This window comes from Tractidigestivibacter montrealensis (genome assembly GCF_024741235.1).
Classification (GTDB): Bacteria; Actinomycetota; Coriobacteriia; order Coriobacteriales; family Atopobiaceae; genus Tractidigestivibacter; species Tractidigestivibacter montrealensis.
The window spans coordinates 1-15062 of sequence record NZ_JANSKA010000001.1 but is presented as its reverse complement, the minus strand read 5'-3'; the positions used below and the strand labels follow the sequence as shown (position 1 = coordinate 15062).

Here is a 15062-nt window from a genome sequence, read left to right as displayed (position 1 = left end):
GAATCATGGGTACACATTACCTAGAAGAGTTTGCCCGCCTCGCAGCAAACGATTCTGAGGATCTCATAAAGTCATTTTCCGGTAAGAAGATTCTTGTCACAGGTAGTACTGGCCTTGTAGGAAGCACCATAGTAAGGACCCTGCTCACGGCGAATGAGTTTCTTGATGCCCGTATTTCTGTTGTTCTTCCTGTAAGAAATATCATCAAGGCGAAATTGCTCTTTGGAGAAGGTGCGACCTACCTTGAGTGGTCTCTTGGCGACAGTCTGGACGAGTGTCCTTCAGCGGATTACGTTGTCCATGCTGCTGCCCTTACCGCGAGCAAAGATTTGCGATATAAGCCGGTCGAGGTAATTGGTGGTACCGTTTCTGGGACGACTGCTGTTTTGAACTATTGCAGACGCGTCGGCGTTGCAGGTTGTGTGTACATTTCGTCCATGGAGGTGTACGGAAAGGTCGACGGTGTGGCATCGGAGGACAACCTGGGTCTCGTTGACCCAACGGTAGTCAGAAACAGCTATCCGGAATCCAAGCGCCTAAGTGAGGCGTTGGTTGCAGCATATGCGGACGAGTACTCGGTGAACGCTTGCTCGGCTCGCCTTGCACAGACATTTGGAGCCGGAGCGTCCCGGGACGACACTCGCGTCTTTGCGGATTTTGCTCGTCGTGCTGTAGCGGGGGAGAGCATCGTCCTGCTCACCGATGGCTCGAAGAGTAACCCCTACCTTTCCACCCGAGACCTGCCGTCTGCGGTTTTCACGCTCCTTGTCCATGGCGAAAAGGGGCAGTCATATAACGTTGCAAACGAAGCGACGTATTGCAGCATTCGAGAGATGGCTGAGCTTGTCGCAAGCAAGTTCTCAAATGGAAAGTCTTCCGTCGAATTTGACATTGACAAAAAGAAGGCTGCCATGTATCCAAAGCCAACACATCTCATCTTGGATACAGCAAAGATTCGCAATCTGGGCTGGCGGCCTCATGATTGCCTCGAGGACATGTATGCGTCCATGATTCGATCTTGGAATGACCGGTAGTTGACCGCCAAGGAGTAACACGTGAAAGAGAAACTTCTTACAGTTTCAATTGCTGCCTACAATGTCGAGCAGTATCTCCGGCAGGCTCTTGAGTCACTTGTAGTACCAGAAGTCATGGATGAGATAGAAGTTCTCATTGTGAATGATGGCTCAACAGACACGACATCTGCCATTGGCCATGAGTTTGAGAAGAAGTATCCGGAGACCTTTCGGGTAATCGACAAGGAAAACGGCGGATATGGGACGACAGTCAACCGGAGCGTTTCCGAGGCTAGGGGGGTGTACTTTAGGCTTCTTGATGGGGATGACTGGTTCGATCGGGAAGGCCTAGTCGATCTGGTTCAGCGCCTGCACTCTGGGGATGCTGACGTGTATCTGACCCCCCGATACGTTTGTCGGGAGGGTAGCGACGAAAAGACCCTCGAGAACAACAGCTGGTATCAGTTCGAATGCCACACTTACAGCTGTGACGAGATGTCATTTGGGACATCCTTGGGAATGTGGTTCATTACCGTGAAAACTGATCTCCTGCGTAGCCATCCCTTTGACTTGCCTGCACACACCCTGTATACGGACCAGATTTTCACAGTTCGCTCACTCGCTTACTCGCAGACATTCCAAATCTGCCCCAGACCTCTCTACTGCTATAGGGTTGGGCGCGAGGGACAGAGCGTCTCGAGGGAAAGCCGAATCAAACACATCGATGATCAAAAGCGCTCTGTTGGGATGTGCCTAGACTACCTTGCAACCCAAAATGACCTCACCGAAGATAGCCGCGCGATTCTCGTTGACCGAGTGGCTCGCTATTACAATGTGCTGATTAAAACCCTGTTGCTGTTGCCTGCGTCTAAGGCTACCTGGAATGAAATCAAAGCGCTTGACGCTGCCACCAAGTCCAAATATCCAGACGTGTACTCCAAGGCCTGTCAGTCAAAGAAGTTCGGCGTGGTGAGATCCCTTGGCCATATTGGCTATTGGCCGGTGGCCATGCGGGGGATTGACAACTGGGAGTAGTAGCGAAGTTCCCTATTTAGCAATTATCGTTTGGGGGAGCCAATAGCGATTATGCTGGCTCCCCCAAAACATTAGGGCACGTAAACGTAAAATGACAAAGATACTCTGATAATGGATTAGTCCATTAGTGATTAATTGCCTCTTGTGGAAACTACTTTGCGAGCTTGGGGAATAGCCTGGCAAACTGCGAGTTTCTCGTTACTCGGCAATACACGAACGACATCGCGAGGTATGAGAGGCCTCCGACAACCACCTCAATTACCAGGATGACAATTGGTGACAGCACTGCGAGGGCAAGAATAAAGTGCACAGCACGAATAAGCGCAAGCATGCAAAGCCCAATGAGGGTAAAAGGCAAGGCATCCCGAAGGTGTTCCAGTAGCGGGAGCTCCCCTCGCACGAGTTGAGCTTGGACAAGTAACACGGACGCCTCTGCGGCTACCGTTGCAAAGGCTGTTCCCATTGCTCCCGCGGCTGGAATTGCAAATAGGTTAATCACAATATTCACTGCTGCACCAGTTAGCACAGAGACGGTGAAGCCTCGGTCTCGGTGGGAGGGGACAAGGTATTGGACACCGATAACGTTTGATGCGCAGATGAGAGGAATGATGAGGGAGAGCACCTCCATCAGCGGAACGCATTCCTCGTATCCGGCTCCAAAGAATACGGGAACAAATTCAGGTGCCACGGCAATGATGCCAAAAGTAAGTGCCATGGCGCATGCCTGCATAAACCACATAGTCTCACGGACAAGGTTCACCGCTTCTCTCTGGCGGCCGGAAGCTATGACCTCGGTCATCTTTGGAAGTACAACTGCGCCGAGAGCGGTAATAATCGCAAGGGGCATCTTTGAGATCTTCTCTGCATAGTCATATATGCCTGTCTGCTCCATGCCAGCCATGCCTCCGAGCATCACTTTATCGAGTAGGGTGTAGAGGCTCGTCGCAATCACTGGGATAAAGAGCATGAAATTGGGCTTGAGATGCATAAGCATCTTCGCCCAAGTAGGGTGGACGGGATCGACGTAGCGCTTTACGAAGGGCCATACGAGCAAGGCGTTAATAAAATATGGGGCGGAGATTGCAAAGACATAGGCCCAGGTGTCGCCCTCTGAGCGGACGAAGGCAAATATGAAGAGCATCCCTGCAAGTCGCGTGCAGAAGTTTCGTACCATGGGGACCTTGAATTCCTGGCAGCCATTGAGAAGCCAGGTTACGTCGACAACCGAGCCAATAACCCAGAGGCTCCAGATTAGGGAGATGAGGAGCTGGTTAGACCCGATGGCGAAGGCGTATAGAAAGTACACCGCCGTAACGGCGATGCCCACTACGAGGTTCATTGAGAACAGGTTCCAGAACGTCTCGGAACGGCTCTTCCGATCATCCCCGCACGAAGCTATCTCTCGGACACCGTAGTTGGTGATTCCTAGCTGGGCGAACAGAACGAAGTAGTTTGCGATTGACTGAGTGTATGTGAAGACGCCATTTCCGCTCGCGCCAATTGTTCTGGAGAGATACGGAGTCGTGATAAGAGGGACGATGACGTTGAGTATCTGATACGCAGAGTTAAATGCGAAGTTCTTCTTAATTGAGTTGGGCATGTCTCTACAATTCGTCGAAAACCAAGCATCGTCGTGGATGTGAAAATGACTTCATATGAATGATATCTCAGAATTACTTGTTTCTAACTAATGAATGGGAGTACCGGATAAAAACGAGTGGAACTGATAGCGGAGCGTTTGGATCTGGAAGTATTGGACATGGATACTTTGGAGAGTTTTGTTTTTACCTAAATAGATTCTAGGTGCATGCGGTGAACTGGCATTACCTGATATATGGTTTATCGACAGTATGAGTTGTCGAGAGCGTGGAGGATGAAAAGCTGACGACTAGATGGTTTTATTCGCCAGAATCTCTTGGAAGAAGATTTCCGAACCTCATATCTTATTCAGCTAAAGTGAATAAAGTCACTGCCGGTATTGATTGGGTATAAATTAATCCCTGCACTGGTTTTTGTATCAAATATACCTTATATATTACTATATTAGATATACATTACTTAATGAATGCCGATTGGACCTATATGAACGTCGAGGCTGCCACCAAAAGCAATAAGCATTTGAGCAAAATGACCTTCTTTGTTGGGTATGGGGTGCTGCTGCTCTTCCGACTGTCTGTCCTCTCGCTTTTGGCATTTCCAAATGGGTCAATTCAGAATACATTGTTCCATTTCGGATCCCTCTTCATATTGGCTGTGTCCTCAGCTATTTCCGTGCTCTGGGAAAAGACCCCGATAACAAAGTCGTGCATACCGACCTTAATTTTGTTTTTCGTTGGCGTTATCCAGCTAATACTCGTTAAGGACGCTTTGTGTATCGATTTGGCGTTGGTTTTTTTTGCCTCTCGCGATATTGACTTTCGTGAAATTGCGAAATTTACGCTTATTGTTGAGGGATGCGGCTGTGCTGCCATTGTCCTGGGTTCTGTGATCGGTCTTATCCCCAACTATTACAACACCAGATCAGATGGGACTGTACGATACTATCTAGGCTTTACATACAGTACGCTTCTCAGTCACCTTTTCCTGAATATGGTTCTACTCGTTCTTTATTTGCGCCGAGAGCGAATTAGTTATTATGTAATCGTCCTACTCGCATTCATTGATACTTCCATATTTGTGCTCACAAATTCTAGAAATTCATTTGTCCTAGGTTTAGCTGCGCTGTTGGCGGCAGTTATTCTCAAGAGAGGAGTCGCCGGACGATTTCGCTGCTTTGGCAGGTGCATGCAGTGCTGTGCCTGTATAGCCGTAGTTCTGTTTCCGGTGATATCACTTCTGGCTGCCTTGCTGTATAACCCGCAAAATGATGCCTGGAAGTCTGCAAATTTGGTTCTGAGCAATCGTCTTGCGCAGACTTCAGCATCAGTTGATAGGTATGGCTGGACACTATTCGGACAAGATATTGAATTCGTTGGTAATGGGTTGGTCCCTGGAGGTGATGGGTTGACGGATGCCGCGGCGCATCCTGATGGTGATGCTAATTTTATCGACAATTCTTACGTACACGTTCTTGTGATTAATGGTGTCTTGGTTGCAATGGCTACTTGGATGGCATTGATTATCTCGGCTCAGCAGTGCTTCCGAAACAATGATAGCTGGATGGCTGTCATCTTACTTGTGGTTGCGTTGCATTCCCTATTCGACCCTCAGCTATTACAGCTTGTTTATAACACCTTCTTGTTCGTGATTTGGCGCTCTATTGGCAGCAAATGCAATTCGAGCATGTGGAAATTACCCCATCATGAAATTAGCTCGGGGTCCGCTTAGTAGTAATATGGCGCAACTACCGCTGGCCGTAGTGGAATCCCATATCCGATGAGGCAGGCGTTATCCACTCGACGTTGCATAAGGGACTGATTACCAGACGACTCGAGACGGAAGTATTCTTCGGGAGGGACTTGGCGGGAGTTCCATCGGATGAGTTTGGGCGGACGATTGACGAATATTATCGCGTTTTGTAAATCGCAGCCTATTTCGCTCGTCTTATATGGCTACCCGGATGCCTGCGGAACCGTCTTGACCGATAATGGAGTCACTTTTTCATATAGTAGAGGCTCGTTCTTGAAAAAGCGTTGCAACCGTACCTAGGATGATTTGGACCTACATTTCTTGTAGGAAATGGAGCGAACTGAGGTATGTGGACGACTCCAATTCCGCGAGAATGATCAGTTTTTCATTTCTCATCCTATGAGAACGATTATTACAGACGCTGCTCTACCCCGAAAGGAATTCCTCGCCTTGAACCAGGTGAAGCCGAAGTCGCGTAATCAAACCTTCCAGTGGCTTGAAGCTCTGGCAATAATCATGGTCATAGATGATCATGTAAGTACAAGGGTTGGTATTCTTTCGAGTGTCTTTCCGTACAACTCATTTTATATGCCAATGCTCGTTTTTATCTCGGGCTATTTCTTTAAAGACAGAGGTGTAGGAGAGGGGATACAGCATAAGGTGCTTCATCTGTTAGTCCCCTATATCATTTGGTCCCTTGCTGGCGATGCTTTGTCATACATTCTTTATCGTTGCGGAATTGTCAATTGGTTCTCAAGCCCGTTCAATCTCCGTACAATCCAGAACCTTCTTTTCTTAGAGCCTCTGTCTTCCATTACTGGGGCGGGATGGTTTGTGATAATGCTCTTCTGGGTTGAGGTTGGCTATCTGGTTCTGAATCGCCTACTTTGTCTGGGCAAACGCAAAAAAGATTACGCACTTCTTGTCCTTCTGATAGTTATCGGGTTCGTCGATTTGAAACTATGCATGGATGGGCTGCCCGGAGCTAAGAGAATCTATCGCTTCGTGCTCAGGAGCATCTGGTATTTACAGTTTTACCACATGGGCAGAATGTTCCGTCTCTATTGGGAGAAGCACGTTGAGCAATGGAGGCTTCTCTATGCCTGCGGAGCTTGCTGTGCGGTCAACGTGCTACTCATATGCGTGTACGGCGATAAGGCGAACTTCATTGCAACGAGCAATATGAGGAACTTCAATTCCTGGTGGATGCCTCTCTGTACCTCCATCACCGGGACCCTGTTTTGGTACAAGGTCATGCAGATGATGTCCAGCCGAATCGGACGGGTTAAGATTGTCGACTTTGTTGCCGAGAATACTTTCACAATCATGATGTCTCACCTGATGTTCGTAAACATTCCTAATTTCATCGTTTACTTCCAGATTCTTAGAGGAAGTACGGAATTCAGTGACTTTCCAGCAAAGGACTTTGTTGCTGGTGCGTGGGTTCGTTATAGCCCCTCAACTAGACTTGCCGGCTTCTTCTGCGGGTTGCTCGGAAGTTTACTGGTCGCTTGGGTTATCAATAGGGTTAAAGAGCGGATTGCCGGATTGAGGCATGCTAGCCATTAGCAGGGAGTTGGCACGTCACGCTCTTGAACCTCCGAGTGTTCTTTCTGGTCTCGAAACGGCTTTCTAAAGCAGTCACCTCCCCTTGATAGCAGTCAGTGCTCCTACGAAGATTATTTATAGAATTCTGCGCATGCCAGGTATCTTTCGCATGACCCATATCACAACCGCTGATCCGAAGAATGCCACAGCCCACATGCTTAGCTCAAACAGCACAGGCGGCGCACCCCACGGCCCTAGCCCAAGCGCCTTGTATGCAATGTTCAGGAATATGGGATGTAGGACGTAGATGACAAAGCTATACGAGGAGGCGAAAGCGACTACGCCTTTTGGGCCATACGGCTTCTCGCAGTGACCCTTGAAGAGAAGAAAGACCATCAGCGAGATCCCGGCGACGAATACCGAGGAAGGCGAGCGTACCCAGTCACCGTAGTTACCAGAGGCGATATATGAAATCTGGGCGAAGGATCCCAGTACTACGAGGGAAATGCAGACAGATATTAATCGGGGGGGTGAGTCTATGTAAGTGAGGGCATGGTGGCCGAGCAGAAAGCGGAAAAGATAGGACGGTGTCCAGATCAGGGTGTCGACGGCGATGGGCAGCGCGCCATTGAGCGAGGGGATGCACACCGTTAGCACGAAAAGGATGATAAGAAAGGTCCTCAAATCCCCTCGACTGACGCTGGTCGTATAGGCTTTTACCATAGGCAGGAGCACGTAGATGCCCATCATGGCATAGAGGTATCAAAGGTGAGACCAGCTCCTGCCGGAAAGCAGATGGAGTATTGAGATTCCAAAGAGCTCAGTCGAGAGCTGGCGCGTTCCGGCATATTGTTCCATCAGGCAGAATGCGTAACCGAAAGTTGCGAGTACGAGTGCCATGCGCCGCTCGTATCTCCAAATGTCTTTCCAACGAGCCTGCTTCTCGGGATTGAGCAATAGCGCACCGGAAATCATCAGAAAGACGGGGACCGCCCAGCGTCCTAGAGGGAGCTGAGTTACGGTCCAGATGATTGCGCGGGATTCTCCGATAGCGCCTATGGGGTAGTTTGACATGATTCCCTGTGTGACATGAAGAAGTACAACCATTGCAGCTGCAAATCCCCGAGCCCATTCGAAGCAGAGAGTGGTCTTTCGCGGTTTGGTCTCAACGGCTGTGCCCATACCCGGCATCCCCAGTAGCCACTAATGCAACGGAAAGAAATGGCTGTTCACGAGATGGCTTTATTGTAGTGAACATCCCGAGGGGGCCTGCTGTCCTTTGGTGCGGTATTGAATATCGAATTCTTCCTAACCATGTCATTACCGTTATGCTTTTTCTAGGTCTGAGCTCTAGTTTCTGTCTTGCTTAGATTTCTCCAATGTGGACCTAGATGGTGCTGCGGATGACCGCGTCTGCAGACAAGCCCTTGCTCAGGAGCGAGTGCCAGCTCTTGCACTTATGCTAGGTGGAGAATATGAGCGAGGCGATTACCTGCCGTAGCACGTGATTTCCAGTATGAAGTAGTGTGCCCCCCTACATGGATCTCTCTTGGAGCTGCTCGTCCATTACTAGGACACGAAGGTGCCAAATGTTCTATTGAGTCCGTTCTTGGCGATCACGTCGTGAACCCCCAAGACCTGCCTTGTCGAAATCGAGCTGGGGCTCAAGGGACGCGGTGACCGGCGCTAGATAGCTGAAACCTCTGACATCCCCTGCAGTCGCACTCTCTGACCATCTCTCCTCGCTGACATCTGACGTGGCGCTGCAAGAGTGGAGCAAGGGCTGCTGGGGTCGAGCTTGTCTTGGAGCCACGCGTACATCATCACGGCCGTGTGACGTTGCTTGTGCCAACTCCCGCAGTTGTCGCACCAGGAGTTTATCGTTGAATCGTTTATCGCGATGACCTCGCTCTTCGGCTGCCCCGTGCTCGGCGGCTCGGGCGAGAGATGGCCCACCATCGCGAATTTTTAGATCATCGGCTCCGACGTGCCGGCCGACCTGTCGATTGATGCAATCGTCTCACCCGTTCTGGCGCCTCCGCGAACGTTCTCCGTCCTGTCGGCGCTGATCGACCCTCTCTGGCGTCTTCTCCCGAGATTCTGGCGTCGGGAAGTGTAGTGGCCAACGGTGGTCAGCGTTGCCGTATGCCCAAACTAGAAACTATTTCATGCTTGGGACCGCAGCCGTCTCGCCCTCAAGCCAGCGAGAGAGAAGTTAACGAATACTAATACAAAGGAGGTATTGGAAAAGATGGCGGCCGAGTTAGGTAGGGACTTCGGCGGTCCAAGGATGTAGGCTAATTGGATTCTGCCGCGGAACCATGCCGACGAGGCCGAAGGCCGGAGCTCTCAAGAGCCATGGCCGCAATGCCTACGAACATGAGAGAAGATCTAGCTGGGTATTGAAATACGTCTGGGGCCGATGCTTTGCCAGAAAATAGTTAGTTCCGTTCTGCCTAATCGCTATCGTAAGAGAATAAGCAACTCATCCTGTCGGAGGTATGAATGAGGCACTTTGGGACCAGCGTTAGAAGGAGTGCAGATCAGCTTCACCTTACGAGAGAGAACTATATTGAACGGCGCAAGGATGGGTCTCTAATATTCTCGTTCCTCCCCATGGATGAGAATGAAATCGAGAAGCACACGAAGGGATGTCTGTATAACTACGATTTGAACATGCGCTATTTTGAGTCCCTATCACGCGATGCGTTTGATAGATGGCTTGCAGGTTGGCTGAGTCTGCACAACTCCTTCTTTGAGATTGATGATATTCGGCCCTACAAAGGGGTGCAGGGCGAGTACATCATGGTACTAGATGAATATAAGCAGGTATATTGTGGCTGTACTAACAATATAAAGCGCCGGATAGAAACTCACTGGAACAAGAAAATGCCATTCGACAGACTGGTGTTCGGTAGTTATGAATATTCGAAACTCTCTATCGATTCATTTAGGCGGTTGGATACTACGCGGATATTCCTAAGAGTTGACCATTCGAAGCGAAAGACTACTTCGGATGAAATGTATGAAATGGAGAAAGAAGAGTTCGCGACAACAGATGATAAATACCTGCTGAATAGGACTGGCTTCGGTCTTCGTGGATACGAGGTTTCTATAGCCCCCTCAAATCGTATGCAGGGACTCGGATACAACAATTAGACCAAAGCGTTTAGGGAAATAAGCTCAAATCGGTTACGCTCTCCAAGCTTTTCTATGGCTTCTAGTCTGGAGGCAGAATGAAAGATGAAGTTTGGAAGATGGCTAAGTGGAACCTTAGCTGGGAAAAGATGAGAGCCGGAAAGAACAACGCTCAGGGTGTTTGCCAATTCTCAGGGGAAACTGGGGCAGTTCTGGACATTCCTTTTGGAGACATTAGCCAAACAAGAACATTGGAGGAAACAGGGAGCTACGCAGCTAGCTTAGAGCCGCCTCGGTATGACTATCTATTCGGGCAGACGCAGGATGGTCTGAATATTGTCCTTGGTGATGTCCAATCAATGGGGGTGGAATGGACATGCCCAGGAAATAGCCGGGAGAGATTGTCTGCCGGCGTTGTATATTGCTCTCATCACGAATTCGACCCGGCAGCTCTTATCGATAGCGCCGACTTAGAAATCGAGGGACTGAGGGAATGGGTTGGTGTCTGCCCCTCTCAAGAAATTGATTGCGTTGCAGCATTGATAGAGTGCCAGGACACGAGTGATGCTCTATTGCTGTACCAATCTGGGAGATGCTCAATTGAGCTTCAATACGGTATAGAGAGAATAAAACGGAACGCTAATGGCATATATTTGCCCTGCTTCGCACGAATTCATATAAGTTTTGGAGATGCGGTTGCGCTTGATGAACTGTGGTCGCATGAACTCTCGAGAGCGCGGTCCTTTCTAGCGCTCTGCTTTGGCTCTTTTCCGGACATCAATGACCTGCGCATATACCTGCGCGGGGATGTTCGCCCGGTCAACGTCTATTTGGCCTCTTGTTTGGGCGAAAAGAAAAATGTGAATCATCGAAATGTTCCCATTCCCTTTTCTATTGCGAGAGATTATCTCCCAGAAATGTTTGACTGCTGGATGAAAATGGAGGGTGATGAGGTTCAAGCAAGCAGCATGCTCACTTCGCTTTTGGGGCACTGGGATATGCCCTTTGATATGCTGCTTTTTGCAGCCACTTCAATGTTTGAATCCTTGGCTCGCGCGAATTCCGAGGATTTGTATGACAGGGAAACGCTGGAATCGTATGTAGAACCAATGCTTGCGGCAGCGGATAATTCGATTAAGGACAGAGCTAGAGGTCTTTTGAGCTTACTATCACGCCCCTCATACGGCATGCTCCTTGACCATGCTTATGAAGAGAGCGGAAGGTGGGGCAAAGAGCTCATTCCCGATTGGAAACGGTTTCGGAAAGAGCAGATAAAGCTTAGGAACGAGGGTGCCCATGCGTTAAGTGATGAACGCGAATACGAAATGATGACAAATCATTACTATGCACAGATTGTCTTGGCGTACGTGATCGAAATGAAAAGACTTAATGCACCTGATGCAATATTGGAGGCTTTTGAGAGTTCTTCGTTCATGAATGTGGCGAGACGAACTCTAAAAGAGAACTATTCACTTCATGTCTAAGGACCGGCTGTCTGTCTGGAGGTAAAGAGCTGAGGTGACGTGTTTGGAGTGGCTGGGGTCACCAGAAATGAAAGGTGGCCGTCTTGCCAGTACTTCGGGAAGATGAATCCTTGTTCTACCTGCCACTCCCGACCCCGTCAGGAAAGATGGCGTTAGGTATTCTCAGCCTGCTTGTCTTGTAATATCGCAATAGCATGAGCCGTAGCGCGTGATACAAGAGTTCAATTTAGGGCGGTACCCCAAAGACAAGAAAGGGCGCAGAATGGCTGGCGGCAGAATCGTGAGGCTTGAAAAGGAACCTACCTGGGAAAACATAGCCGACTCCATTAATGAGGATACTGCCGGTAGAAATGCAGAATTAGTTGCTTTCATTGAGATGTTGCAATGCATCGATGGCCCCTACACCGTCATGCTTGACGCCCCCTGGTGCGAGGGAAAGACGTTCTTCGTTAAGTCGGCTCAATGCATCATGAATGCGCTGAATGGTTCGCAGCTTTCAGAGGTCGATGTACATGATTCGCGAATCAAAAAAGTTATCGAAGCGCTTTCGGAGCATGATCGTCCAACGTTTCTCGCACTCTACTTCAACGCTTGGGATAATGATGATGCCGAAGATCCAATTAGCGCTCTGTTCGCGGCGTTGGCATCTCAACTTGGTCAAGACTATCTAACCAAGCAACCAGAACTGGAGAAGTGGTTGCTGAAGGTGGTAGATGCTGCGGTAGGAGCAATATCTCCCCTTAAGTCTTGCGCTACCGGCATCCATAATGCCCTAAGTGGCAAGGATTTAATCGAGGCATACAGGCAAAGGGCCAAGCTTCGGGAAGCAATAGCCTCCATGGCGGAAAACGGCAGTCTTGAGGTCGCAGACAGGCTCGTGATTTTCATCGATGAGCTGGACCGATGCAGACCAGATTTTGCCGTTCGATTGCTTGAGCAGGTGAAAAGCCTATTCCAAAGCGAAAATATAATCACAGTCTTTTCTGCTGACTCGGTCCAGCTTTCAAAGGCAATGGCGGGAGTCTATGGCGGGGGATATGCCTCTCAAAGATTTCTCGAACGCTTTTTCGACTACCGTGTGACCCTTCCACCATGCGACGCGTTCAGGGTGGTGACGGGCAGGGAGTTTAAGACGAGTGCAATGTCTCGGTTCGATGAGTTGGAAATAGAGCTGCTCAAGAGCAGAGAGCTAACTCCAAGGGATGTGATGCGGCTTCTGCCCAAGTTTGACGGTGCTAGAAGATACGCCAAAAGGTGTTTGGGCAGAGATAATTATTTCTACGATTTATGTTTAGCGGATATGGTTGCGACCTGTGCGTTCCTTCCGGTTCTTATCTTCATTCAAAGGGAGAACAGCGAGCTCTTCCGATCGATTACTCTCGGTACTGATTTTGACTCTCTGTATGAGGAGGGGCGTAAGTACCCCGCATTCGTTGATGCAGTACGTGAAAGTATCGGTGCTCTTAGGCGAAATTCGCCGGGCAATCCGAGTGGGCCAACTGAGGAAGAAATAGAGAGGTACGTACACGATTTATGTCTAGTCATCTTCTCTCCTGATGCCAGTGGAGAGAAAGTGAAAAGCACTCGACAGAAGCTGGGGATATACGAAAACAGTTTTCCTGCTGAGGTATACAAGGCTCTTAGCTTTCCCATTGCGCAGGATGATGACGCCTGAACTTGTTGTGGGGGCTGATGGGGAGTAGCGGATTGACCCGTTGAGTAAACCTCGTGTTCGCGCACCGTGAGGGGCTCTCGAGGACGCGCGAGTTTATCATCTTCGTCACACTCTCCGTCATCGGCCTGGGGCTGAACGAGGCGATCATGTGGCTGGGCGGCCGCCTCGTCGGCGATGAGTGGTACATGCTCACGAAGGTCCTCGCAACCACGCTGGTGATGTTCTGGAACTTCTTCTCCCGCAAGCGTTGGCTTGACGCGGGGTAGGGGAGGATGTCATTCACAATGCGGACGACAATGCCGTGCGATTAATGGCGCATGTGAAGATGGGCGCGGCTTGTCATTCGGTGGGTATTCGTGTCTGCAATTGCGCGGCTGTTGTAGCAGTCAGCGCTCCATGGGTATCGCTGCGGTAGACGCATGCTGCTAAGTGCGGTATTCGTATGGCAAATTTCAACCGCAGCTACCTCTCTTTCCAAGGGGTATATGGCCGGCTCTGGGTGAAGTATTTATATGTCAACGACCGGTATCCTCAGTTGTTCATCCTCCACCTTCCCACACGAATGCATCCGTTTGCTCCGGTCGCATCCCCTTGTTCTGTTACCGTTAATGAATGCGTCTGCAGACAATCTCGAACGCGGGCGCTCCCCTGATTAGCGTAGAGAGACTGGTCGATACCGTACCCGTATCCCGTAACGAGAACCTTGCCGGATTCATGCATAAATGCGGCATTTGCGAAGAGCGCGGCAGCGGATACGACAAGGTGATCGCAGCAACGTGTGACAACGGGTTGGTTGCACCTATCGTTCAGTCGCAGGGCGATCGCTTTACAAAGGTTGCGCTCTTCTCGCACATTCCCTTCGAACTCACAACAAAGGAAGACCGCATCCGCACGTGCTACACGCAAGCATGCCTCGCTTACGTTAACTTTGAGGTCATAGAGAACGCAGACATCCGCCGGACGTTTGGGCTTGGTGAAAAGAAAGCACAAGCGATGAGAATCATCAAGGACACGATGACTGCGGGTCTCATCAAGCGGGTCGACCCAGCCGCTTCCCCTCGCAATATGCGATACGTCCCATACTGGGCATAGAGTTGATCATGAAGTATCGCCAGGGAAATGATTGAGGTGCTCTGGGTGTATGTAGGCAAGAGAAGCCGCAGGTCTACGGGCTGGCCGCAGCTCTCCCTCCACTGTGTCCAAGTATCGCTAAGTATCGCTGACAAAGAGAGAGGGACCTCTTTGATCTCTTTCAACATAGATTCGAGCTCTTCGCGTGCGTCAGACTCTAATAGCGGCTTGCGTGTGCGGAATGGGACCCCGGACGTTTCTCTGGACCACCGCTACGCCGCGTAGCCCAGCTCCGCGCGCGGTGCTCACTCGGCGTCCTCCGTCCTAGTGCCTTCTTCGGCTTGCCGCCCCCGTGCCACTCGATGTAGGCGCCCAGCCCCTCGCGGAACTCCGCGAACGTCACGCCCCTCCAGTCGGTCCCGTGGAAGAAGTCGCTCTTGAGGGTGCCGAAGAACCCCTCGCACCTCGCGTTGTCCGGGCTCCTGGCCTTGCGCGACATCGAGCGCGCCGCGTGGCCGGCGGCGCACGCCGCCGCCCACTCGTCGGTCATGTACACCGCGCCCCCGTCGCTGTGCAGGACCAGCGGCCTCCCCTACGTCGGGCGCACGGCGGCGACCAGGTCCCCGAGTGTTCCGAGCGCCAGCCCCGCGTCGGGGTGCGGGGACACCCTCCAGCACACCGGCCAGCCGTCGAAGTGCATTCAGTCAAGTAAAAGTCGACAGTTCGCTCTGTCGATTTCCCACACTTCGC

General features: G+C 50.5%; 11 protein-coding genes and 1 pseudogene. 9 read left to right on the top strand and 3 right to left on the bottom strand.

Annotated elements, in window-relative coordinates; translation table 11 throughout:
- Positions 1-5 precede the first annotated feature (5 nt).
- Both NVS32_RS00055 and NVS32_RS00050 read left to right on the top strand, forming a co-directional pair.
- The gene (locus tag NVS32_RS00055; RefSeq protein WP_258498145.1) at positions 6-1034 is read left to right on the top strand and encodes an NAD-dependent epimerase/dehydratase family protein; all 1029 of its coding nucleotides are present in this window, start codon (positions 6-8) and stop codon (positions 1032-1034) included.
- Positions 1035-1055: 21 nt separating this feature from the next.
- Complete coding sequence (locus tag NVS32_RS00050) at positions 1056-2048, top strand: glycosyltransferase family 2 protein (RefSeq protein WP_258498144.1); 993 nt, start codon at positions 1056-1058, stop codon at positions 2046-2048.
- Between the two features lie 151 nt (positions 2049-2199).
- On the opposite strand, the gene NVS32_RS00045 is transcribed toward NVS32_RS00050, so the two are convergent.
- Complete coding sequence (locus tag NVS32_RS00045; RefSeq protein WP_258498143.1) at positions 2200-3648, bottom strand: flippase; 1449 nt, start codon at positions 3646-3648, stop codon at positions 2200-2202.
- A gap of 461 nt (positions 3649-4109) precedes the next feature.
- On the opposite strand from NVS32_RS00045, the gene NVS32_RS00040 reads away from it, so the two are divergent.
- Positions 4110-5375, top strand: a complete 1266-nt coding sequence (locus NVS32_RS00040; RefSeq protein WP_258498142.1) for a hypothetical protein — start codon at positions 4110-4112, stop codon at positions 5373-5375.
- Between the two features lie 480 nt (positions 5376-5855).
- Positions 5856-6965, top strand: a complete 1110-nt coding sequence (locus NVS32_RS00035) for an acyltransferase family protein (RefSeq protein WP_258498614.1) — start codon at positions 5856-5858, stop codon at positions 6963-6965.
- Between the two features lie 114 nt (positions 6966-7079).
- On the opposite strand, the pseudogene NVS32_RS00030 reads toward NVS32_RS00035, so the two are convergent.
- Positions 7080-8126 (bottom strand): annotated as a pseudogene (locus NVS32_RS00030) (acyltransferase).
- A 1323-nt stretch (positions 8127-9449) separates the two neighbouring features.
- Between NVS32_RS00030 and NVS32_RS00025 the strand changes: the two are divergent.
- From NVS32_RS00025 to NVS32_RS00005, 5 genes are all read left to right on the top strand, one after another.
- Positions 9450-10103, top strand: coding sequence for a hypothetical protein (locus NVS32_RS00025; RefSeq protein ID WP_258498141.1), 654 nt, complete (start codon positions 9450-9452; stop codon positions 10101-10103).
- Between the two features lie 77 nt (positions 10104-10180).
- Positions 10181-11566: an ApeA N-terminal domain 1-containing protein gene (locus NVS32_RS00020; protein ID WP_258498140.1), complete on the top strand. Its 1386-nt coding sequence runs from the start codon at positions 10181-10183 to the stop codon at positions 11564-11566.
- 262 nt (positions 11567-11828) lie between these two features.
- Entirely contained in the window at positions 11829-13241 is a 1413-nt protein-coding gene (locus NVS32_RS00015; RefSeq protein WP_258498139.1) for a KAP family P-loop NTPase fold protein, read from the top strand.
- A gap of 53 nt (positions 13242-13294) precedes the next feature.
- Positions 13295-13507: a GtrA family protein gene (locus tag NVS32_RS00010; RefSeq protein WP_258498138.1), complete on the top strand. Its 213-nt coding sequence runs from the start codon at positions 13295-13297 to the stop codon at positions 13505-13507.
- A 346-nt stretch (positions 13508-13853) separates the two neighbouring features.
- Positions 13854-14333: an ATP-binding protein gene (locus tag NVS32_RS00005; protein ID WP_258498137.1), complete on the top strand. Its 480-nt coding sequence runs from the start codon at positions 13854-13856 to the stop codon at positions 14331-14333.
- A 196-nt stretch (positions 14334-14529) separates the two neighbouring features.
- On the opposite strand, the gene NVS32_RS10950 is transcribed toward NVS32_RS00005, so the two are convergent.
- Complete coding sequence (locus NVS32_RS10950) at positions 14530-14811, bottom strand: IS3 family transposase (RefSeq protein WP_368407205.1); 282 nt, start codon at positions 14809-14811, stop codon at positions 14530-14532.
- Positions 14812-15062 lie beyond the last annotated feature (251 nt).